The 23,436-nt window shown below is 60.3% G+C and carries 13 protein-coding genes; 5 read left to right on the forward strand and 8 right to left on the reverse strand.

Annotated elements, in window-relative coordinates; genetic code table 11:
* Positions 1–2: 2 nt before the first annotated feature.
* Both J3P93_RS05850 and J3P93_RS05855 read left to right on the forward strand, forming a co-directional pair.
* Positions 3–503, forward strand: coding sequence for a CS1 type fimbrial major subunit (locus tag J3P93_RS05850; RefSeq protein ID WP_434595775.1), 501 nt, complete (start codon positions 3–5; stop codon positions 501–503).
* A gap of 47 nt (positions 504–550) precedes the next feature.
* The gene (locus J3P93_RS05855; RefSeq protein ID WP_434595777.1) at positions 551–1,795 is read left to right on the forward strand and encodes a hypothetical protein; all 1,245 of its coding nucleotides are present in this window, start codon (positions 551–553) and stop codon (positions 1,793–1,795) included.
* Between the two features lie 39 nt (positions 1,796–1,834).
* Here J3P93_RS05855 and J3P93_RS05860 read toward each other — a convergent pair whose 3' ends face one another.
* Complete coding sequence (locus J3P93_RS05860) at positions 1,835–6,952, reverse strand: dermonecrotic toxin domain-containing protein (protein WP_434595779.1); 5,118 nt, start codon at positions 6,950–6,952, stop codon at positions 1,835–1,837.
* A gap of 192 nt (positions 6,953–7,144) precedes the next feature.
* A complete protein-coding gene (locus tag J3P93_RS05865; protein WP_434595781.1) occupies positions 7,145–10,282 on the reverse strand; it encodes a transglycosylase domain-containing protein in 3,138 nt (1,045 codons plus the stop codon).
* 558 nt (positions 10,283–10,840) lie between these two features.
* On the opposite strand from J3P93_RS05865, the gene J3P93_RS05870 reads away from it, so the two are divergent.
* Complete coding sequence (locus tag J3P93_RS05870; RefSeq protein ID WP_434595783.1) at positions 10,841–12,262, forward strand: amino acid permease; 1,422 nt, start codon at positions 10,841–10,843, stop codon at positions 12,260–12,262.
* A 51-nt stretch (positions 12,263–12,313) separates the two neighbouring features.
* Here J3P93_RS05870 and J3P93_RS05875 read toward each other — a convergent pair whose 3' ends face one another.
* Together J3P93_RS05875 and J3P93_RS05880 are read right to left on the reverse strand one after the other, a co-directional pair.
* Complete coding sequence (locus J3P93_RS05875) at positions 12,314–13,933, reverse strand: FMN-binding glutamate synthase family protein (protein WP_434595785.1); 1,620 nt, start codon at positions 13,931–13,933, stop codon at positions 12,314–12,316.
* A 159-nt stretch (positions 13,934–14,092) separates the two neighbouring features.
* Positions 14,093–14,893, reverse strand: a complete 801-nt coding sequence (locus J3P93_RS05880; protein WP_434595787.1) for a response regulator transcription factor — start codon at positions 14,891–14,893, stop codon at positions 14,093–14,095.
* Positions 14,894–15,017: 124 nt separating this feature from the next.
* Between J3P93_RS05880 and J3P93_RS05885 the strand changes: the two genes are divergently transcribed.
* Together J3P93_RS05885 and J3P93_RS05890 are read left to right on the forward strand one after the other, a co-directional pair.
* Positions 15,018–15,833 (forward strand): carbon-nitrogen hydrolase family protein, encoded by an 816-nt coding sequence (locus tag J3P93_RS05885; RefSeq protein ID WP_434595789.1) that lies wholly within the window; start codon positions 15,018–15,020, stop codon positions 15,831–15,833.
* A 222-nt stretch (positions 15,834–16,055) separates the two neighbouring features.
* Positions 16,056–17,381: an APC family permease gene (locus J3P93_RS05890; protein ID WP_434595791.1), complete on the forward strand. Its 1,326-nt coding sequence runs from the start codon at positions 16,056–16,058 to the stop codon at positions 17,379–17,381.
* Between the two features lie 7 nt (positions 17,382–17,388).
* Here J3P93_RS05890 and J3P93_RS05895 read toward each other — a convergent pair whose 3' ends face one another.
* From J3P93_RS05895 to J3P93_RS05910, 4 genes are read right to left on the reverse strand one after another with little or no spacing between them, the layout of a single operon-like run.
* On the reverse strand, positions 17,389–18,792 hold the full coding sequence (locus J3P93_RS05895; protein WP_434595793.1) for an ATP-binding protein: 1,404 nt from the start codon (positions 18,790–18,792) through the stop codon (positions 17,389–17,391).
* Entirely contained in the window at positions 18,789–20,603 is a 1,815-nt protein-coding gene (locus J3P93_RS05900; RefSeq protein ID WP_434595795.1) for a DAHL domain-containing protein, read from the reverse strand. Before J3P93_RS05900 ends, J3P93_RS05895 begins: the two co-directional genes overlap by 4 nt.
* Positions 20,600–21,577: a cytochrome-c peroxidase gene (locus tag J3P93_RS05905; RefSeq protein WP_434595797.1), complete on the reverse strand. Its 978-nt coding sequence runs from the start codon at positions 21,575–21,577 to the stop codon at positions 20,600–20,602. The genes J3P93_RS05900 and J3P93_RS05905 overlap by 4 nt, the downstream gene beginning before the upstream one ends.
* A complete protein-coding gene (locus tag J3P93_RS05910; RefSeq protein ID WP_434595799.1) occupies positions 21,565–23,436 on the reverse strand; it encodes a putative bifunctional diguanylate cyclase/phosphodiesterase in 1,872 nt (623 codons plus the stop codon). Before J3P93_RS05910 ends, J3P93_RS05905 begins: the two co-directional genes overlap by 13 nt.

Below are 23,436 nucleotides of genomic sequence, written 5' to 3' on the forward strand. Positions count from 1 at the left end.
ACATGATCAAGCAATGCACCGTCGTCGCGCTGATAGCCGCGGCGGCCCTGGCCAGCGATGCGGCCTGGGCGGCTCGGGAAGCACACACGTTCGAAGTGACAGTGGAAGTGCCAAACCGTTCGTTCTACATCATTCCCGCGGTGCCGGACTGGATTCACCGACCGCAGCGGCTCGACTGGAATCACTCGACCTCAAGCCTGAGCAGTGTGCGCAAGTACTTTGATGTGCGTCACGACACCAGTGCGATTGAAGCGCGGCTGGAATCCGCACCCTACCTTTCGAACGGTCGGCCGGCGGACGATATCAGTCTGCGCGTGACCTTTAACAAGGTGGAGCTGAGCGCCGAGATGGCGTCGCGCGAGGTGGTGTCGCAGGCCGAGGCCGCTGCGGGGACACGGGTGCTGTTGCAGATCGACCCGATCAGCCCGGAGGGCGGCTACCGCCCCGGGGATTACGCCGGCAACGTGCTGTTGCTGTTCAGTGCCCGAGCGCCTGGCGAGTGAGATGGCTCGCGCAATGCTGGTATCGAAGTATTTTCTGGAGACCACCCATGATTTTTTCTAGCGCCCCGGGCATCCGCCCATGGATCGGATTGCTGTTGACGTTGTTCAGCGCTGCGGCAGTGGCCGAAGTGCACAACATTGATGCCACCTTCGAGCCGGACTTTGCCAATCCGCAAAAAAATCAGTTCAAGAATCAGACCCCATCCCAGGGGTTCTGCCGTCAGGTACCGGCAACGTGCGAGTCTTTGGGGCTGTTCAGCCTGATCGCGCAAATTCCGTTCGCCGCCAATGCACCGATTCAGGCCAACCACGCCGATCCGCGCCAGGGTGGCATGGCCAAAGTGCCGTCCGACTGGAGGACTGTTTCGGTGACCAACGCTGCCGGTGATAGCCACGTTGTCGAGGTGAGAATCGCCGGTGTTGGTCACGAGGCGGGCTTCCCGTTGTCGGTCGTCGAGCTGACCGGAGGCGGCTGGTGGGATGACTTGTGGGAGGGCGGCGCCTGGTTCTACGCTCCGTCACCGTGTCTGGGTGTCGGTACCGTTACAGCGGGACATCATGGTTACAACAGCTTCTGGAGAGTTCCGGAAGGGGCGGGGGTCTGCGCCAAGAAAGCTCTGTTCGATATCCCGCTTGGCATGAACTATCAATATTTCGTCTTTGCCTACGAACTGCGCACGCCGGATCCGCTGAAAATGGATGCTGGCGACTACACCGGTGCCATTACCTACACCGTCGGTCCGAACATGGATTTCGACATGGGCGATGTGATGATCCCGAACGACTCGATTCTGACCCTCAATTTCAATTTGAGGGTCACGCACACCATGAAGGTCGATATTCCTCCCGGCGGCAACCGCGTGGTGCTGGAGCCCGTGGGCGGCTGGCAGTCGTGGCTGAACGAGGGCCGCAAGCCAACCCGGCTGATGCGTGACCAGACGTTCAATATCTCGGCCTCGAGCCGCTTCAAGATGAACCTGCAATGCCAGTACCACAGTGGCAACAACTGTGGGCTGTGGGAGCCGAATGCCGGCCACACGGTTGCGCTGGAAACCAGCGTCACACTGCCCAACGGACTGACGGATGGCGCCGGGCAGCCGGTCAATCGTCGCCGCTTGTTGCGCGACGGCAGTGGCACCGAGTTACTTCAGCCAGGGTTCTACCTGGATCGCAAAGTCGGCACCCTGCATTTTGAAGTGGCCCGCGATGATGTGGATGAAATGATCAAACCCGGCACTGCCCGAAGTTATTCGGGCAATGTCACGGTGATCTGGGATTCAGAGGTTGGCTAGCGTCCACGGCCCCTCAATGGGGCCGCTTCCGTGCGAGGCTCAGAGGCCGGCTCGCACCAGAGCTTCACGGGTCAGTTGCCGCGACAAATCGTTGTGCGCGTAACCGATGTCGTCACGGTATTTGTCGTAACGGGCCTTGCTCATGGCTTCACCGCTGAAGACGTCACGCTGATCAATCCCCAGTTGATCGGCCAGTGTCGTCAATGTCTTTCCAAGCGGCGTCAACTTCTTCACATCGGTCTCGGCGGCCCATCGGTTCTGCGTCGTGCGCAGCTCATCGAGCAGGTCGAATTTTTCCAGGGTGAGTGCGTCTTTGTCTGCGTAGCGTTGCGGCCAGGCGTTGCGCAGATGACGCTCCCAGAATGCATCGCTGCCCGGATTGACCATCTTGCTCAGCAACCCGTCGCCTTTTTCAAAGTTGAGGATGCGCTCGTAGGCCGCGTCGATTTTCCTTTGGTCCACGCCTGAGCGCGTTTGGTAGAGCATGCCTTCGGATTGCCAGGGCAGATCCAGTCGCCCGGCAAGTCCGGTCTCGTACGCCAGATGGATTTCCACTTCATCGGGCGGCGGGGTAGCCGGATCGTTCGGGGTAATCAGGTTCTGCTGTTCCTGCCGGCTGTATTCTTCTTTGGCAATATCGTTCAGCCGTTCCAGTCGGGCCGCACTGCGCGCCAGACGCACCAGGCGCGGTTCCAGCTCCTCGGGGGTGACCGACTCGGCATAGGCCTTGGACACCAGCACTTTCATGCCCAGCGAATTGAACAGCTGCGCGCCAAGATCGCCGCAGTCCTGGGGCGTGACGATCTGCTGGAACAGCGTCTCGCGAAGCTTCGCGTCCAGCGCCACGGCATCGACCATTTCCCAGACGCGTTGGGTCAATCGCTTGCGGCCATCGTCTGTATGGTAATCGGCGCTTTCTCTAAGCTTGCGAATCACGCTGAAAAAACCGGCGCTGCCCGGTTCTGCCATCAGGTCGTGCCAGGACTCTTCGCGGTACTTGTTAAAGGATGCTGACGGGCTGAACGTGTCGGATTGTTGGGGAAACGATTGCCAGTGGCGAATCTCGTCATCGGCTGCGGGGAAATAATCCTGCACAAACCCCAGGCCGACAGATTCGCGATAGCCGCCAAGGCGAACGCGGTCCTCAACGGACAGCCGCGAAGTATCGAACCGCGCCCGACTGAGGATGCGCGCCTGCGTCGAGCCGGACGTGACTTCGGGCAATGTCTTGATCGGCGCGGCGCGCATATCCAGCATGAAGCTTTGCGGTCGTTGCTTGTCTACCGCACCAACCCTGAACAGACCTTCGGGCCAGCTCTCGATACGGGTGTTGGCCAGGCTCAGTTCGGTCAAGTGGTTCATCGCGCCGACATCCGGTGGCAGGTCCAGCGGATTGCCGTTCAGATTCAGCGTGCGCAGCTGTTCCAGCTTGCCAAGCTGTTGCCGCGATTCGGGCGTCAGTTTGATTCTGTTATCGGCCAGATCCAGGTCCTGCAAAGGACGCATCAGCCCGATGATGTCCGGGAGCGCCTGCAACTCACACTGCCGAGCGCTCAGTTGGCGCAGATTGGGCAAGCTGCTCAGCATCGCACTCGGATCGGGCGGAAGACGCGCTCTGTCCAGTTTCAGTGCGGTGATGCGATCGAAGTACGCCTTCATTTTCGGCCGCTTGAGCAAGGCCCACCACCAGCGCTCCAGATCATGGCGCATCAGGTCGGAAGACAAATCCAGGGTGAAGCCTTGATCGGGATGGGCGCTGCGCTCGCCGAACATTTCACTGCGCCGCTCGAAGCACTCGATCAGGCGCTTCTCGATGAAATCGCCGCCCTTGTGCAGGTAGTCCGAGGACAAGCCCGGATAACCGGTTTCCGGATCGACCTCTGTATAACTGCTGCGCCAGTCTGTTAACTCGTTTTGCAGATCCTTGCGTTCCTGCTCGAGCCGCGCTATGGCGTCTTTCGGCTCGCCCTTGCGCGTCAGTGCTTCAAGAAATGTGCTGGCTTCTCTTTCCGTCATCGCTGGATACAGATTGCGGATCCTTTCCTCGGCGGTCGCGCGGCGCAGAAACCTCGGCAAGCCCAGCAGTGTTTCGGTTTCGACGCTCGCCACCGGGCGAATCGGCGGTTCTGCGAGAACAGTGCGGCGCTCGGCGGGGGCTGCTGCGAGCTCCATCAGCCAGACCTTCAGCGCAGCGCCCTGGCCGCGCCGATAGCCGATGTTGGTGAGTGTTTCGTCAGGCAGGGCACGCAAGATCGCATCATGAAACTCGGCGGCGGGATGCAGCGAACGGGCGTTGGCGTCGAACACTTCGTAGCGGCCGTGTTCGGTTCTGATCAGGCGTCTGAGCGTTTTCGCGTTGTCCGGTCCGCTGCTGCAACGCAAGGGGCCGTCGAAGGTGCCGTCGCGCACCTCGATGCGCAGGTCGGCGAAGGTGTCGGTGTGCAGGCGCAAGGCTCCCAGCGCGAGGCGTTCGCTGTCGGCGCTCAGTTGATGGTCGCGATAGAAACCCTCGTAGGCACGGCTGCTTCTGGCTTCGAAATTCAGCTCTCGCGCCTGATTTTTCAGACGCAACGGCAAGCGCTGTTCGTTCAGGGTGCGTTGCATTTCAGCGGCGCTGGCCTGGCCGAGCAGTTTTTCACCCAGCGGCAACGGCAGTTCGGGGAAGGTCTTGCGCACCACCTGCAGGTCAGCCTTGCTGGTGCGATCGGCCGCTTGATAAAGACGCTGCGACACGTCCTCGCGGCGTTTGTCGACGGCATCGGCGAGCTTGTTGCGCAGTGCTTGCAGCCGTTCGGCGGCGGGCACGTCACGGCCCAATAGCGTGCGCATTTGCCCCTCGTCAAGAAAGGTCAGCAGGCGCTCCGGCAACTGTCCGGCGTTGAGCTCTGCCTGGGTAGTAGTCAGCGTGTCGGCAGCGCTGGCCATCGGGTTACCGTACTGGCGGGAATAACCGTCGAGATGGTCATACTCAACCTTCAACGCGCGTTCATATGGCCAGCCCGGCAGGCTGGTGGCGATCGGTTCGAACCAGTCCGACTCGGCTGCAATCGGCTTGCCGGCGCGGATGTTGGCGCTGGCGAGCTGCGCATCATCGTAGGCTGCAAAACGGGTCAGACTGTCGGTCAGCAACGGCGGCGGCGGGCTGCTGTCGCTGTGCATCCGGCGCAGGTGATGGTGGCCGGTGCCGCTGCTGATGCGGATCTGCTCCAGTTGCGTGGGCGAGAAGCGCTCGGCCCGATGACCCAGGCGCGGCATCAGTGCGTGGTCATCCCAGTCTGCCGGGTTCTCCGCCTCATGCCGCCACGCACCGTGCTCGTTGTGTTCCAGCACTGGCTTGTAGGCATTGGCACGCTCGGGATGCTTGGCCCGCCAGGTTTTCACCTCGGGACGCGACGAGGCCTTCTCCACGCTGTAGAGCTTGCCATCGAGCGGCAGCAGGCGTTCGCGGCCGTTATCGTGCAGGCCATGGGCGTCGGGTTTGGAGGCGATATCGAGTTGCAGGTTCTTTTGTTCATAGGGGCCAAGATCGGGGTGCCACAGCGATGCTTTGCCATCCGGCAATCGCACCGGCTTCATGCCCTCCACCAATGGCGACAACTTGACCTTGAACGCCCCGGCGATTTCCGCACCCGCGCCGAACGCGGCCAGTTCAATCAGGTTGGTGACCACACTGATGACATGCTCTCCAGCTTCCTGCCACAGACCTTCAGCCAGATCGACAATGCCTTCGATGACGTCGGTGGTCAGTTGATAAGCGGTATAGACCATCATCAGCTCACCCAGCCCCGGCACGAACGGTGCGGCGATCAACAGGGCGACATTGAAAATGTCGGAGAGGATCTTCTTGAAGTTGTCCCACCAGGCCCAGCGCGCCTTGCCGTCGGTGTCGGCGGTGGAGACGGCGATTTCCCGAGCGTCATTGAGAATCTTGTTGAGCTTTTGCTGATAGGCATGGCGCCAGTATTCGCCGGGCACTCTCAGCCGCTTGAATCGCAGGTCGGGGTTGTCTACGGCATCTTTGCGCCACGCCGGGCGCTGGTCGGTCGCATCGGCAGGCGGGTGATAGCGGGTGATGAACAGGCGCTGTTCGAGTTCGGCGAAAAAATGCCCGCGTTGCTGCTGATCGACGAACTGGCTGAAGAACTGCCGGTAGGTCTGTTGCGTTGCCTCGCTGAAGCGGTCCTCGCGAAGTTGCCGGGTCAGTTCCACGCGAAAGGCTTTCAGCGAGGTGTATTCCTTGAGCGGGTGATCGGGGTCATGCGGGACGTAGACGATCAGACGACGAACGCCGCGGCTGTCCGATTGTGCGTGTGTCAGCAGCAGGATCCCGGTCAGTGCGGTGTCGAGCAGCGACAGGTCGGCGCACACCAGCGAGCGGCCATTGAGCATCAGCAGCGGTTTGTTTTCGCTCAGGCTGAGAACCATCTTGTACGCGTCGTAGGCGATGTCCTCCTTTATCAGCGCCAGATGCGCGGCGACGACGAGGGCATCTTTCTGACTTTGGCTGACCTTGTATTGCAGCACGCTCTCGGCCAGCGGTTCACCGGGCAGCAGATAGCTCTCCAGGTGCTTCTTGTACTGCGCGCCGATGTCCAGTTCGCGGCATAGCTTTTGGAAATCGTTGATCGGCATGGCGCCTTTGATCGGCACGATATCGAACAGACCGCGCTCGTCGGGCTTGCTGATGTAGTCCGAGTCGCGATCGACCGTTTCACTGCTGGCAAAGTTGTGCAGCGCGGCATCCAGCAGCGACACCGTTCGGGTAACAATGCCCTCCGACACATTGATCGCGTACCAAGGCGTTTCGGCGGGCAGATAAAGGCGCAGATACGTGCTTTTGACGTCCGGTTCGATGCCATGATGCGCTTTGATTTTTGCCTTTAGCAACGGTTCGGCGAAGGCATACAGGTCGGTTTTCGCCAGCAGATGATCGACCTTGTTCTGAGAATTCCACGCCTTGAGGTTGGCCGCAGCGAGTTTTTTCAGCCAGGCAGCGGGCGCCGAGGAGAACCAGGCCTGGGGCTTGAGGGACACGTCGGCCAAGGTGCGGGCGCGGCTGACGGTCGCGTTCTTGAAACTGTTGTCAACGGCAGACTTGATGAATTCGTAATGCCGGCCTTTTTCTGGTTGTTCGGCAGGCAGGGGAGCGGGAGACATGGCCAATCATCCTTGATTGTTGGGGAGTGATCAGCCTACTCACGGCGGGGCAAAACAAAAGTTCAAAGATTGGGTGGCAAGCGGTGGTGCGGGTGACTGACCCGACGAAAATTCGAATGTGAAAAATATCCGGGTACCACCCGCCGCCGGGGAAAAACTCACCCTGATGCCGAGCCTTCCGACACGATTTCTTTACATCGCAGCAGGACGAGACGTGTCGTTGAGGGCGACGCTCGCGGTCTGCGTCGGCTGGCATTGCGAGTCGCTGCCCGGTTGCAGATACGGCGTCAGAATCGGCGCCATGCCCTTGAGCACCTGCGTAGGCAGGGCCGAAGTGAACTTGAAGTTCTCCGCCGAGCGCCCCGGAACGAACGCGGTCAGGGTGCCGAAATGGTGGTCGCCGATGTAGAACACGAAGGTCGCGGTGCGGTTGATCGACTTTGAACTGATGATGCGCCCGCCCGAGCCGATGGCCGCGATGCGGTTGTCGCCGGTACCGGTCTTGCCACCCATGGCCAGCGGCGTGCCATCGGCCAGTTTGAAACTGCCGGAAACACGTTTTGCCGTACCGGCATCGACCACCTGCGACAGCGCCTCGCGCATGGCTCTGGCAACCTCAACGGGCATCACCCGTTTACCGACATGCGGGTCGTTGACCACTTTGGTCTCGTAAGGCGTGCCGGCAGCGAAATGCAGGCTGTCGATGCGCAGCGTCGGCATGCGCACACCGTCATTGAGGATGGTGCCGATCAATTCAGCGAGGGCGGCGGGGCGGTCGCCGGAACTGCCGATGGCAGTGGCCAGTGACGGCACCAGGTGGTCGAACGGATAGCCGACTTTTTGCCAGCGCTGGTGAATATCCAGAAACGCTTCGATTTCCAGCATGGTGCGGATGCGGCTGTCGCGGGCGCCCTTGTGCCGGCTCTTGAACAGCCAGCTGTAGACTTCCTGGCGCTCGAAATGGCTGGCCTTGACGATCTCGCTGAACGTCGCGTCCGGGTGGTGCAGCAGATAGCCGATCATCCACAGATCCAACGGGTGAACCTTGGCGATGAAGCCTTGGTCGGGCAGGTCGTAACTGCCGGGTCCATAGGCATCGTAGAGGCGGATCAAGCGGTCGTCGGTCAATTTTTCATTGAGCTTGGTGCCCTTGAGGTGCGAGCGCACGAAGCGGTTGAAATCTTCCTGACTGGCTTCGGGCAGCAGATAGCGATGCACAGCGGCCATGCGGATCGGCGTCGGGCGCATGCTGTCGAGGAAGGTGTCGAGACGCGCCTGGGTGTCTTTGTTCCGGTATTTCTTCCAGAACTTGAGCAGGAATGAAGTGCCTTCACGATCAGCGAAACTGGCCAGGTATTCCTGGCGACGCGGGTCGCGGTCATCCTTGAGCAGTTCGGCGTTCGGCCCGGAATAGGTGGTGTAACGGACGATGTCGCGCATCAGCCGAATGAACGGTAGGTTGATCGATTCGCGAAGTGAATCGCGCAGGGTCGGCAGGCGGCCGTTGTCCTCTTTGCGAAAGTTGTGGAACGTATGTAAACCCCCGCCGGTGAAAAACGCCTCACCGGGGCTGGCCGAATATTTGCGATCCAGCGCGGCGCCGAGCAGTTTCGACAGGTCGTGGTCCTTGTTCTGCAGCAGGTAATCGATGACCCACTGACTCAGGCGATCCTGATCGGCAACCTCGACCTTCTTCAGCTCGGCTGCGCTCATCGCGGCGTACTTGTCGTGCAGCTCGGCGATGATTTGTAGGTAAGTAGTGAGCACGCGCATTTTAGCCGTCGAGCCGAGTTCCAGTTTGCTGCCTTCGTTGATGTCGAACGGCTGGTCGGTGCTGTCGGTCTGCACCCGTACGCGGGAACCGTCCGCAGTCAGTTCGAACAGGGTGAAGCTGTAGCGCACCTGAGTGGTGCTGGTCGGCGTCAGCAGGCGTTCGCCGAGCAAGCCGATTTCGGCGGCATAGGCCGGGTCGGCGAGTTTTTTCAGGTACGCCGTGGCCTGGGTTTGCAGGTCGCCCTGCAAGGTGCTGGTGGCGGACAGGTCGAGGCGGTCAAGGTCGTACAACGGCCGGTTGAGCATGCTCGCCAGCCGACTGCGGGCGGCACTGATGCCCTTGTTGGTTTCGATCGGCTGAATCGTCGGTTGGGTCTGCCAGTCGCGGTACGACACGATGCTCGCCAGCGCGGCATCGGCGAGTGCGCTGTCGATCACGCCGTTCTGTTTGAGCAGGCGCAGGTGGCTGTCGGTCAGGCTGGCGAGATCCTCGCGGCCCTTGGTCAGGTAATACGAAGGGCGGCGCTGGGCGATCATCAACGAGAGCATTTCACGCAGGGCCAGGCCTTTGGCAGCCATGGTCTGCGGGTCGGTGGCCGGGCTGTTCAGTTGCTCGTTGGCTTTGGCAAAATCACTGCCGTACCAGACCCGCAAGCCTTCAGCCATGCCATGCACTTCACCGTGCCCCGGCACCGCCGACAGCGGCACACTGTTGAGGTAATCACGCACGATGTTCTGCCGTGCCCCCAGGGTCTGCGGCCCGTCTTGATAAGCGCGCACGCTGGCGGAAAACATCTGCCGGAGTTTCTCGGCGCCTGACGCGGTAAGGCCTTCAGGCGAGTGCCGGTACTTTTCCAGTTGCGTCGCCAATGTGCTGCCACCGGCCGATTGCCCCGGCAGGCGCAACAGCTTCGCCACCTGCGACCACGCGGCCATGCCGAAACGCGGCCAGTCCACGGCCGGGTTGGCCAGCGGTTGTTTCGGGTCGAGCAGAAAACGGTTTTCGATGAACAGCAGGCTGTTGACCACCACCGGCGGGATCGCCGCGAAATCGGCATAGAGCTGTTGTGGATAGTTGTAGCGGTACAGCGGCGCGGCGCGGCAATCGGTGATCGACAAGCCGGCCTGAATCTTTTCCGAATAGGGCACGAACAGGCCTTTGTCGGTGTAGCTGAGCAGCGCCGGGGAAAACCGCGTCTGTTCGGTAATCACGTAATTGCGCTTGAGCAAACGCGGCAGGAATTCATCCAGCGAGCTGTACCCCAGGCGCAGGTCGAACGGCCCGTTGCCCGGATAACGGATCGCCTCGCTCGGCCCTGGTTCCAATTTGTAAGTCAGCGAGGCGGCGTATTGGCTGAGTTCGCGCGACTGAAAGCGCGAGGTGCGCATTTCTTTGGACGCGGCCAGCCCCACCACGATCGCGATGATCAGCAGCAACAACCAGAAAGCCTTCCACCCATGCCGATTGCGACGGGGTTTTTCAGGTACAGGCGCTTCATCCATACGTTCAGTCGGAACCACGGTTTTACTCGAATCGGTTTGCCATAAAGCGCCCATAGTCGATTGATCCATACACGCAGATTGATCGGACTTGTCTGAAGCTTAGACGGTGGTTGGCGCTGGCGAAGAAAATGTCGCGGGTGGTGGTGGGCGCCGATTTCTCTATAAAGCGCTGTCGCCTTTTGACTGCCATGGCGCGCAAGTTTGCCCGCGGCTTGCCTGCGTCACGGGGCGATGCAGCGGCGGCGTCGCCGTAGAAGCAAGAGCACCGCAATAGAGCGGTCAGCGCACACCTGACGACGACATTCGGGCATGACGATGCACCATTGCCGTGCAATACTCGGCGCCGTTAGAGATTGGTGAGTTTTCCTACACGGCCAGTTGATCGGACCGGCCTGGCGGCTTAACGCGACAATTCTCGCTGAATCCCATGTTTTTAAGAGTGAAAAGACCTGCAGCAAGGTTTTTATACTGACGTCCCGCTGATCTTTCAGGTTGCCCTGCAAGACGCGTCTGCCCACGAAGCCGACGCGGTTTCCTGCCCAGCCTAGGCCTATCGGCCGACGCTTCGAAACCCGGTGGTCTTATCCAATAACAAGACGAGGTTGTACCCCTATGCCAGTTGGCAATCCTCTGCCGCACGGCGATACCGCTCAGGGCGGTCCGCTCAAACGTGAACTCGGCGAACGGCATATCCGCCTGATGGCGCTCGGTGCCTGTATCGGCGTCGGCCTGTTCCTCGGTTCGGCCAAGGCCATTGAAATGGCCGGCCCGGCGATCATGCTTTCCTACATTCTTGGCGGTCTGGCGATTCTGGTGATCATGCGCGCCCTCGGTGAGATGGCGGTGCATAACCCGGTGGCCGGTTCGTTCAGCCGTTACGCACAGGACTACCTCGGCCCGCTGGCCGGTTTCCTCACTGGCTGGAACTACTGGTTCCTGTGGCTGGTGACCTGCGTGGCGGAAATCACCGCGGTGGCGGTGTACATGGGCATCTGGTTCCCCGATGTGCCGCGCTGGATCTGGGCGCTGGCGGCGCTGATCAGCATGGGCTCGATCAACCTGATTGCAGTCAAGGCTTTCGGCGAGTTCGAATTCTGGTTTGCACTGATCAAGATCGTCACGATCATTGCGATGGTCATTGGCGGCGTCGGCATCATCGCGTTCGGCTTTGGTAACGATGGCGTGGCACTGGGGATTTCCAATCTTTGGGCCCATGGCGGTTTCATGCCCAACGGCGTGACAGGTGTGCTGATGTCGTTGCAAATGGTCATGTTCGCCTACCTCGGTGTGGAGATGATCGGCCTCACCGCCGGCGAAGCGAAGAACCCGCAGAAAACCATTCCCGATGCGATCGGCTCGGTGTTCTGGCGGATTCTGCTGTTCTATGTCGGCGCGCTGTTCGTGATTCTGTCGATCTATCCGTGGAACGAAATCGGCACTCAAGGCAGCCCGTTCGTGATGACGTTTGAGCGTCTGGGCATCAAGACCGCCGCGGGCATCATCAACTTCGTGGTGATCACCGCCGCGCTGTCATCGTGCAACGGCGGCATCTTCAGCACCGGGCGCATGCTCTACAGCCTGGCGCAGAACGGCCAGGCCCCGGCCGGTTTCGCCAGGACATCGAACAATGGCGTACCACGCCGTGCGCTGCTGCTGTCGATTGCGGTGTTGCTGCTGGGCGTGATGCTCAACTATCTGGTGCCGGAGAAAGTCTTCGTCTGGGTCACTTCGATTGCCACCTTCGGTGCGATCTGGACTTGGGTAATGATCCTGCTGGCCCAGCTGAAATTCCGCAAAGGCCTGAGCGCCAGCGAACGTGCCGGCCTCAAGTACAGGATGTGGCTGTACCCGGTCAGCTCTTACTTTGCGCTGGCGTTCCTGGTGCTGGTAGTCGGCCTGATGGCGTACTTCCCGGATACGCGCGTGGCGCTGTATGTGGGGCCAGCGTTTTTGGTGTTGCTGACGGTGTTGTTTTACGTGTTCAAGTTGCAGCCGACCGAGGTAGCGCGGGGCTCGGCGCGTTCGGCTTCTTGAATCGATAGTCAGTCGCAAAGCGGGCGTACATTTCTGTACGCCCGCTGTGTTTCAGGCAGCCACCACTTCCTGCGGCTCAAAACTGTCCGCCCGTGCCATCTGCCACATCCGCGAATAAAACTCGCCGTTCACTTCGCCGGTGAGCAATTCCCCCGGTTTCAAAAACACATGCAACTGCGAGAACAGCTTGATCTCGGTCGCCGACATGCGTCGCACCAAGTGCTTGGCCGACAGTTGCGACGGGTGTTCAAGCCCTGCGGCGGCGAGCATTTCTGCCAGCGCCTTGAGCGTGTTGCGGTGGAAGTTGAATACGCGCTGGGCCTTGTCCGGCACCACCAGTGCGCGTTGGCGCAGCGCGTCCTGCGTGGCAACGCCGGTCGGGCATTTGTTGGTGTGGCAGCTTTGCGACTGGATGCAGCCGATGGCGAACATGAAGCCGCGCGCGGAGTTGGCCCAGTCGGCGCCGATGGCCAGCACGCTGGCAATGTCGAAGGCGCTGACAATCTTGCCGCTGGCGCCGAGTTTGATCTTGTCGCGCAGGTTCAGGCCGACCAGGGTGTTGTGGACGAACAGCAGGCCTTCGCGCATCGGCACGCCGATGTGGTCGGTGAATTCCACGGGCGCGGCGCCGGTGCCGCCTTCCTTGCCGTCAACGACGATAAAATCCGGAAGAATCCCGGTTTCCAGCATGGCTTTGGCAATGCCCATGAATTCCCACGGGTGGCCGAGGCAGAACTTGAAGCCCACCGGTTTGCCGCCGGACAGTTCACGCAGTTGCTGGATGAAATGCATCATTTCCAGCGGCGTGGAAAACGCGCTGTGGCGAGACGGCGAGACACAGTCTTCGCCCATCAGGATGCCGCGGGTCTCAGCGATTTCCCGAGTGACCTTGTGCTTGGGCAGGATGCCGCCGTGGCCGGGTTTGGCGCCCTGGCTCATCTTGATTTCGATCATCCGCACTTGCGGGTTCTGCGCCTGCACGGCAAAGCGCTCCGGGTCGAAACGGCCGTCGCTGGTGCGGCAGCCGAAGTAGCCGCTGCCCAATTCCCAGGTCAGATCGCCGCCGTGTTCGCGGTGATATGGGCTGATGCTGCCTTCACCGGTGTCATGGGCGAAGTTGCCGAGTTTCGCGCCCTGGTTCAGCGCGCGAATGGCGTTGGCGCTGAGTGAGCCGAAACTCATTGCCGAGATATTGAACACCGAGGCCGAATACGGCTGGCTGCATTGCGGGCCGCCGACGATGACGCGGAAACCGCTCGGGTCGCTCAGTGGCGCCGGACGCATCGAATGGCCAATGAACTCGAAACCCGATTGGTAGACGTCGATCAGCGTGCCGAACGGTTTGTCGGCAGTTTCGTTTTTCGCCCGCGAATACACCAGCGAACGCTGGGCGCGGGAAAAGGGCAGGGCATCGCTGTCGGATTCCAGCAGGTACTGGCGAATCTCCGGGCGGATGCCTTCGACCAGATAACGGATGTTGCCCAGAATCGGATAATTGCGCCGCACCGCGTGAGGGCTCTGCAGCAGATCGAACAGACCGATCAGACTCAAAACGCCGGTGACGGCGGTGATCGGCCACAGCCAGTCATGCTGCAGAAAGGGCAGGCTGGCGAGGGTGAACACCACGCAGACGGCAAAGAAGGCGTAGCGGCTCAGCAGTGACAGGCTCATACGGTTTCCTTGGGTTCGGACTCAAAATAATCAGCGCTGCAATCTCTTGTGGGAGCGAGCCTGCTCGCGAAGACGGTGGATCGGCCAACATGAATGTTGAATGTGATGGCCTCTTCGCGAGCAGGCTCGCTCCCACAAAAAAGCGTAAATCGCGCCGTTTCAGGCGTTCTGTGCTTGCAGAAAAATCGAAAACAGCTCGGACTGGGATTTGATCCCGAGCTTGCTGTACATGTGTTTCTTATGGACTTTCACGGTTTCCACGGAGATTTCCAGCTTGCGGGCGATTTCTTTACTGGAGCAACCGCTGAGCATCAAGCGCCCGACATCCAGTTCACGCGCCGTCAGTTGCGCGCCTTTGAGTTGTTGCACCGAGGCGTCCAGTTGCACCCGCCAGTCGGCTGGCGCTGGCGCGGCAGCGAGGGCGACGGTTTCGTTGATCTCGTACGGCAGGCGCTGGCGCAACAGACCCAACACCCATGGCTGAATCAAAGACAGCAAGGCGATCTGTTGCCCAGTGAAAGGTTTTTCACTGCCCAGCGACAGGCACAGCGTGCGCTCGCCTTCAAGCTGGCAATTGAACTGGATTTCATCGGCGACCACATTCAGACGAAAGTATCGCTGGTAGTACTCGGTCAGTTCGAAATGCTCCGGCGCTACTTCCGAGAGGCGATAAAGGCCAGTGCGCGATTGCTCGCGGCAGGCGATGTAGAACGGATCGAGCAGGTACAGGCCGCGCAGATAATCCTGAAACAACGGGTCGGGGCTGCCGTCTTCGCCGGGGCTCTCAGCAAAGACTTGCGGGTGTTGATCGGCACTGAACAGCAGCACCACCCAGCTATCGAACGGTACGTACTGTTCAAGCAAACGCAGCAGTTGCGCCCAGAAATTCGGCTTGTCGAGCGCATCGATCAGTTGCCCGACAGCGCGGTGCCAAGTGATGTCATCCAGCGAAAGTGTCATCGATCTACCCCTATCGGGTTACCCCGGCCGCGTAATTCCCTGGCCGGTTGCTTGCTGCGCATACTGGCCCACAGACAGAGGCCGGGCAATCTTTCCGCACCCGGTGCGATAACAAGGAACATTCATGAAAGTCGAACTCGCCCAACTGGCGGGCCGTGACAACGACACGGCGTACAACCTGCAACGTGCCTTGGCAGCCATCGCCGCCTGTGCCGCCGACACGCAATTGCTGGTGTTTCCAGAGACCCATCTGATGGGCTTCCCGAACCGCGAGACCGTGGCGCAGATCGCCGAACCCGTCGACGGCCCGAGCATCAGCGCCGTGCTGGCGGCGGCGCGCGAACGCAATATCGCCGTGGTAATCGGCATGGCCGAAAACGACAACGGTCGCTTCTACAACACCACGCTGCTGCTCACCCCTGAAGGCATCGCCCTGAAATACCGCAAAACCCATCTGTGGGCGTCGGATCGCGGCGTGTTCGAACCCGGCGACCGTTACGCGACCTGCGTGTGGAACGGCGTGCGCGTCGGTCTGTTGATCTGCTACGACATCGAATTCCCGGAGTCTGCCCGAGCCCTGGCGCAACTGGGCGCCGACCTGTTGATCGTGACCAACGGCAACATGGACCCGTACGGCCCGACTCACCGCACCGCGATCATGGCCCGCGCTCAGGAGAATCAGGCGTTTGCGCTGATGGTCAATCGCGTCGAGGCCGGGGATGACGGTCTGGTGTTTGCCGGCGGCAGCGCGCTGGTCGATCCGCTGGGGACACTGTTGTTCGAGGCTGGGCGTGAGCAAGGGCAGTTCAGTGTGGAGCTGGATTTTGCGCAGTTGCAGATTGCGCGCAGGGATTACCGCTATCTGGATGATCAGCGTTTGAAGTTGCCGGGGGAGGTGCTGGAGCAGGCTTCTGGCATGCGCGAACTGCTGATCCCTTGACCTGTTACTCCCGATCGTCCCCACGCTCTGCGTGGGCATGCAGCCCGGGACGCTCGGCGTCCCAGGAGCGGACGCGGAGCGTCCATTGAGGCATTCCCACGCAGAGCGTGGGAACGATCAGCAACACAAAACCCACGTAACACCACAACAAAAAAACACCCCCGAAAAAACTTTGCCGCACCCGGCTCTGCCATAAAACCAATAATTCGGAGTAAGTCGCCCATGGCTCGTTTGCAACGCACCCTTTCACTGGGGTCGGTGGTGCTGTTCGGCATCGCCTATATGACACCGATCATCGTCCTCGGCACCTTCGGCATCCTCGCCCAGACCACCGCAGGACTGGTCCCTGCGGCCTATCTGGCCGCGCTGGTGGCAATGTTTTTCACCGCGATGAGTTACGGCCGCATGGCCGCCGCGTTCCCGGTCGCCGGTTCCGCCTACAGCTATGTGCGCAAGGCGATCAGCCCCAAGCTCGGTTTCATTGCCGGTTGGGCGGTGTTGCTCGATTACCTGTTTCTGCCGATGGCGATCTGGTTGATCGGCGCGGCGTATCTGGCCTCGGCGTTCCCATCGATCCCGCAATGGCTGTGGGTGCTGGCCTTTATCGGCATCACCAGTGCGATCAACATCATCGGCCTGAAACTGGCCAACAGCATCAACGCTTTGCTGATGCTGGTGCAGTTTCTGGTGTTGATCGCGTTCGTCGCGCTGTGCGTGCACTACATTGGCGGCGATGCCAGCACGCCGTTGTGGTCGATCGAGCCGTTCTTCAATGGCGACCTGCAGATGCCGTTGATCATGAGCGGTGCAGCGATCGCCTGTTATTCGTTTCTCGGTTTCGATGCGGTCAGCACCCTGACCGAAGAAACCCGCGACCCGCGCCGCACCATTCCGCGGGCAATTATGTTGATTACCTTGATTGGCGGGCTGATCTTTGTCGGCGTCTCGTACTTCGTGCAAATGGCACATCCGTCATTCCAGTTCGACAGCGTCGACTCGGCGGCCTATGAGATTGCGCGCAACATCGGTGGCGACCTGTTCGTGTCGATCTTCCTCATCGGTCTGATCGTCGGCCAGTTCGCGTCGGGGCTGGCGGCGCAAGCCAGCGGCTCGCGCCTGCTGTTTGCCATGGGCCGCGACGGGGTGCTGCCGAAATCCTTCTTCGGCACGCTGCACGTGCGCTTCGGTACACCGGTCAACAGCATTCTGCTGTGCGCCGCGGTGGCGTTGCTGGCGCTGAAGCTCGACGTCACCACCTCGACCTCGTTCATCAACTTCGGCGCGTTTTTGGCGTTCAGTCTGGTCAACCTGTCGGTGATTTTTCATTACTGGATCGGCGGCGAGAAAAAGGGGCTGCGTGAATTCGTGTTTTTCCTGTTCTTCCCGTTTATCGGACTGGTTGCCGATGTCTGGCTGATGGTCAGCCTCGATCATCTCGCGGTGTACCTGGGCCTGAGCTGGCTGGCGATTGGCGTGGTGTACCTGGCCGTGCTTACCGGCGGTTTCCGACGCCAGCCGCCGGAGCTGGATTTTCAGGAAGCGAACTGACTCTGCCTCAAGCGGCCGGGCGGTTCTGGCGCATGGGCAGCTCGACACGGAATGTCGTGCCCACGCCCAGTTCGCTGCGCACCTGTATGTCGCCGCCATGTTTTTTGACGATGCCGTAAGACAGCGACAAGCCAAGCCCGGTGCCCTGACCGACCGGTTTGGTGGTGAAGAACGGATCGAAGATTTTCTGCAGCGTGTCCGGCGAGATGCCCGACCCGGTGTCGGCGACCTCGACCCAGGCCATGTCTTGCTGCAGGCCGGTGCGCAAGGTGATGGTGCCGCGCTCCGGCCCCATGGCCTGAGCCGCGTTGACCACCAGGTTCATGATCACCTGATTGATCTGCGACGGCAGGCATTCGATGTCCGGTAGCGGCTGGTAATCCTTGATCACGTCGGCCTTGTACTTCAGTTCACTGGCGACGATGTTCAGGGTCGACTCGATGCCTTGCTGCAAATTGGCCCACTGCCACTGCTGATTGTTGTCGACGCGGGAAAAGTCTTTCAGGTCTTTGACGATCTGGCCCACCCGGCCGATGCCTTCCTTGGACTCGCGAATCAGCAGCGGGATGTCCTCAAGGAGAAAATCCAGCTCAGCCTCTTCACGCAGGCGTTGCAGTCTGGCGGCGGATTCGCTGTCGAGGTGTGGCGCACAGCTCTGGTAGGCCTCAAGCAGGGAGAGCAACTGTTTGAAGTAGCCGTCGAGGGAGCCAAGATTGGAGGAAATGAAACCGATCGGGTTGTTGATTTCGTGGGCGACACCCGCCGCCAGTTGCCCCAGCGAGGCGAGTTTTTCCGACTGCACCAGTTGGCCTTCGAGTTGTTTGCGCTCATCCATTTCCCGTTGCAGGGCTTCGCTGGCCTGTTTGAACTGCACGGTACGCTGGTCGACCAGATGCTCCAGATGGTGCATTTGCAATGAAGCCTTTTCAGTCATCTGCCATTTGGTCAGCAGGGTATTGGCCATCTGCTGCACTTCGATATTGTCGAACGGCTTTTTCAGAATCAGCAATCGGTCGTGCGCCTGCAGACGGTCAAGCAATTCGTCCCAGGAGTAATCCGAATAGGCGGTACAGACCACAACCTGCAACTGCGGATCGTGCTGCCAGAGGTGTTCGATGGTTTTCGCCCCGTCCCAGCCGTCAGGCATGCGCATGTCGACAAAGGCCAATGCGTACGGGCGCTGCTCTTGCAGCGCCTTGATCAGCTTGCCCAGCCCTTCCTCGCCACCGTAGGCCGAATCCAGCTCCAGCAACGGCCGCTGGGGACGAGCCTGGGCGCCGAACAGGGCGGCTTCCATCTCGTCCAGCTCCGCTGACTGCGCCGTCGCGGGGGTGAGAATCTTGCGAAAGTCTTCATGAATCGACGGCATGTCGTCGATCAACAGAATGCGGCGGTTCGACAGTTCGCTCATGCGTGCTCCGTTACGGTAATCAGCGGTATCTGCAAGGTGAACAGCGCGCCTTTGCCCGGCCCGTCGCTATGCGCGCTGAGATGGCCATTCATCTCGATCGCGGCCAGAGCGCAGCTGTGCAGGCCGAAGCCGTGGCCTTCCTTGCGGGTGGTAAAGCCGTGGGCAAAGATCCGCGTCATGTTTTCCGCGGCGATGCCCTCGCCATCGTCCTTGACACTGATCTGCAAAAAGCTGTCATCGACGGTCTTCACTGCCAGAGTCATGGTGCGCGGACGATTGCTCAGGTCCGACATTGCGTACTTGGCGTTACTGATGAGGTTGACCAGGATCAGCAGCAGCCGGTGTTTGTCGCCCATCACTTGCGGCACGTCGCCGTAATCCCTGACCACCGTGACGTGATGGCGGGTCAGGGCGCCAGCGTTCATGCGCAAGGCGTCTTCGAGCAGCTCATCGATAAACAGCGGCTCGGTCATGCTGCTGGCGCCGGCGTAGGATTGCTGGGTGGCGACGATGTCTTTGATGTGATCAACGCTTTTGCTCATTTGCGTCAACTCTTCGGTCATTTCCTGCTGTTCCTGGGCAATGGCGCCGACCAGTTGGTTGAGGTAGCCGGGGAGCAATTTGCCTTTGGCATCTTCTTGCAGGAATACGCCGAGATCGTCGGGGTGTTCGTTGATCAGTTGCATGGCTTTGCCCAGGCCCTGAGTCTTGCTGTTGCGTAACTTGCGCGCGATCAGGTCGGCAGAAATGTTGACGCTGTTGAGCACGTTACCCACGTTGTGCAAAACGTTGGTGGCGATTTCCGCCATGCCGGCCTGACGTGCGGCGTCGAGCAGTTCGCTTTGCGCATTCTTCAGTTCACGGGTGCGTTCCTCGACCCGTTGCTCCAGCACATCGTTGGCGGTTTGCAGCGCCGCATTGACCCGGTTGATTTCGGAAAAACTGCCGATCAGGCGAATGGCCAGGACCACCAGCGACAACACCAGCAGCACGGAAAACAGCAGCATGTAGAAATGGTATTGCCGATCGATTTTCTCGGCTCGCTGCTGGTCGCGATCGAGCAGGGTGGTGATAGTGTCCAGGCGTTCGGCCACGGGGATGGCTTCGATGCTTTCGAGCAACTGATTGACCACCGGCTGTTCTCGCCCGATCAGCGCGATGTGATTACTGAGTATCCTGATAGGTGCCTGGAATTCCTGCGGCAACCGTTGCGCGTTCACCGCCAGTTTGTTCAGCCCCAGATCGATTTCTGCGGCGCGCTCGGCACTGGTGACCTGGGCGTATTCCAGTGCACTGAGCAGCAGGTCGTAGGTGTCGGTGGTGATGTTCTGCAACTGCAGTTTGTCGAAGTCGGGCAGGTTGGCCAGTTGCTGCTGGATATCGTCCTCGGCGGTGGGCAGGAACGCCAGGGAGTTGCGTAACAGGGCGTTGTGCGATTTGAACTGCTCGACCAGGCGGGTTTTCTCTTTGATGGCCTGCAGAAAATCACTGTGCGCCTGATCCCATTGCGCTCCATGGTTGCGTCCGAAACCGGACTCGATAGCGTCGAAGCGTTCCCAGAGCCGGTTAATGGCATTGAGCGGTGAGACCAGTGGGTCGTAGTTGTGAGAAATCGCCACCCTGGCCTTGAGGATTTCGTTTTCCCACAGCGAATCCTGTTGTTTGATCTGCCGGATCAGATCCCGCGATTCGGTATACATCACGGTCTGGTCGGAACTGGACTTGATGTACAGAAACAGCAATACCGAGGCCAGCACCGAGGCGATCAGCGTCAGCATCAGCAGGCTGCGGCGCCGCGAAACGTCCATCATGGCTTGGCCTCCCATTGGCCGCTCAGGGTTTTGAGAAACAGCACGATCAGGCTTTTATCTTCGGCGCTCGGCATGCGACCCAATTGGTACTGAAACATGACGTCCACCGCCCGCTCGAGGGTCGGCGCGGAGCCGTCGTGGAAGTACGGCGCAGTGAGTGCGACGTTGCGCAGGCTGGGCACCTTGAACACCGAACGATCAGCCTCGTCGCCGGTGACGTTGAAGCGCCCCTGATCGGCCTCGGTTACCCGGCCGCGATCGGCAAGGTAATCGCCGAACACACCGAATTTCTGGAACATGTTGCCGCCGATGTTGGCCCCCTGATGACAGGCAATGCAGCCGTATTCCTTGAAGCGCTGATAACCTTGTTTTTCCTCGTAGCTGATGGCAGCGGTGTCGCCCAGCAGGTATTGATCGAAGCGCGAACCGGGGGTCAACAAGGTGCGTTCGAAGGCTGCAAGTGACCGCTGGATATTGGTCTTGGTGACGCCGTCCGGGTAGATCGCGGCAAACTTGTGACGATAATCGGCGTCCGCGCCGATGCGTTTTACAACGCTGGCCCAGTCGCTGCCCATTTCATGCGGGCTGGTGATGACCACGTCAGTCTGCTCTTCGAGCGTCTCGACGCGACCGTCCCAGAACTGCCGAAAGTTGAGGCTGGCGTTGAACACCGTGGGTGTATTGACCGCCACCGGCAAGCCGTCGAAACCCAGGGAGCGCGCGCGGTCATCGGCGCCGCTCTTTTCCAGTTGGTGGCAACTGGCGCAGGACAGGGTGTTATTGACCGATAGCCGGGGATCATGGAACAGCTGCCGGCCGAGGGCCACGCGCTCCGGGCTCTGGCGGGTCGCGGTGGGCAAGGGTTTGAGCGGCTCGTTCAACGGTTCGGCCGTAGCGCTGCCAGCGCACAGGCACAGCAGCAGTGCCCAAACGCACCGCCACAGGCCTTTCGACAGGCGGCTCAGTGACTGCATGGGGCGCTTTTTCCCTGAGCGAGCCAGTGGGCGAATGCCGCCGCCGGCAGTGCCTGGCTGAAATAATAACCCTGGCCTTCTTCGCATTGGTGATCCTTGAGAAAGGCCAGTTGCTCGGCCGTCTCGATGCCTTCGGCAATGACCTTGAGACCCAGACTCCTGCCCAGGCTGATGATCGCATCGACAAGGGCGGCATCGTTGCTGTCGCAGCTCAAGCCGCGAATGAATGACTGATCGATCTTCAGCACATCGATGGGAAACCGACGCAGGTAACTCAGACTCGAATAGCCGGTGCCGAAATCATCGATGGCCAGCCGCACGCCCAGCGCTTTCAAACGATTGAGCGAGGTCATCGTCGCCTCGACGTTCTGCATCAATACGCCTTCGGTTATTTCCAGTTCGAGAATTTGCGCGGCCAGCCCGGACTGCTCCAGTACTCGCTCGATGCTGTCGACGAATCCAGGCTGACGAAAATCAATCGGCGAGATATTCACCGACAGGCTGATCGGTGGCAGCCCGGCCCGTTGCCATTCGCGCGCCTGACGGCAGGCTTCGGCGAGCACCCACTGACTCAGTGGCACGATCAGTCCGCTGTCTTCGGCCACGGCAATGAAGTCGCCCGGATAGATCAGCGTCTGCCCGGGTTTTTGCCAGCGCACCAGCGCTTCGGCGCCGACCACGGCAGTACTGCGCAGATCGATTTTCGGTTGGTAGTGGAGGACGAATTCGTGCTGCTGCAGGGCGCGGCGCAGACCGGATTCGATGCTGTGCTGTTCACGGGCACGCTGGTTCATGGCTTCGATGAAGAAGGCGCTGGAACCGGGGCCGTGCTCCTTGACGTTGTGCATCGCGGTTTCGGCTTTCTTGATCAGTTCGATGGCCTCCAGCCCGTCCTCAGGATAAAGGCTCATGCCCAGGCTGGCGGTCACGCTGATCTCGTGGCCGGCAATGGTCTGCGGTTGGCGAATGGCCGCGAGCAGTTTCTCGGCGATGCCGTGGATTTGCTGGGGATGATGGATGTCGCCGAGGAGCACCACGAACTCATCGGCGCCGTAGCGAAACACCGAGTCCGAGTCGCGTACGCACGCGCACAGCTGCTGGCCGGTGCGCTTGAGCATTTCGTCGCCGGCCGGGTGTCCCAGCGCATTGTTGATGCGCTTGACGCGGTCCAGACCGAGAAACATCACCACCAGTTGTTGGTCATGCCGACGGCAGTTCGCCAGTGCCTGGGTCAAACGATCGCCGAGCAGGGTGCTGTTGGGCAGCCCGGTGAGCGAATCGTATTGCAACAGATGCGAAACCTTGAGCAGTTCGTGAACCCGGGCCTCGATCGTGCGCTCCAGGCTGAGCATCTTCAGCGCCGCATCCTGAGCGAGCTGCCACTTCCAGGTCAGGGCATTGGCCATCTGGCGGATTTCCAGGCTGTCGAAGGGCTTTTTCAGGATCAGCAATTGATCGCCGAATTCCAGCCGCTCGGCCATCGCTTCCCAGCTGTAATCGCTGAAGGCCGTGCACAAGGCGATTTGCAGGTTCGGATCGACCCGCCACAATTGTTCGATGGTTTCCAGGCCATCCCAGCCAGGCGGCATGCGCATGTCGATGAAGGCCAGCGCATACGGGTTGCCTGCGTGCAGCGCGCGCTCGACCAGGGTGAGGGCGTCTTGGCCCTGATAGGCCGAATCGAGCTCGAAAGTCAGATGCGGCGCTTGCGCATCGCCAAACAGCGTTTGCTCCAGCTGCTGCAACTCGACTTCGTCCTGAGCGCGTGGCGCGAGGATCTTGCGAAAGTCATCGTGAATCGCCGGTGTGTCATCGATGATCAGGATGCGTCGATTGGTTTGTGCGAAGGGTGTCTTCAT

It is taken from the genome of Pseudomonas sp. R3-57, assembly GCF_051132065.1.
GTDB lineage: Bacteria > Pseudomonadota > Gammaproteobacteria > Pseudomonadales > Pseudomonadaceae > Aquipseudomonas.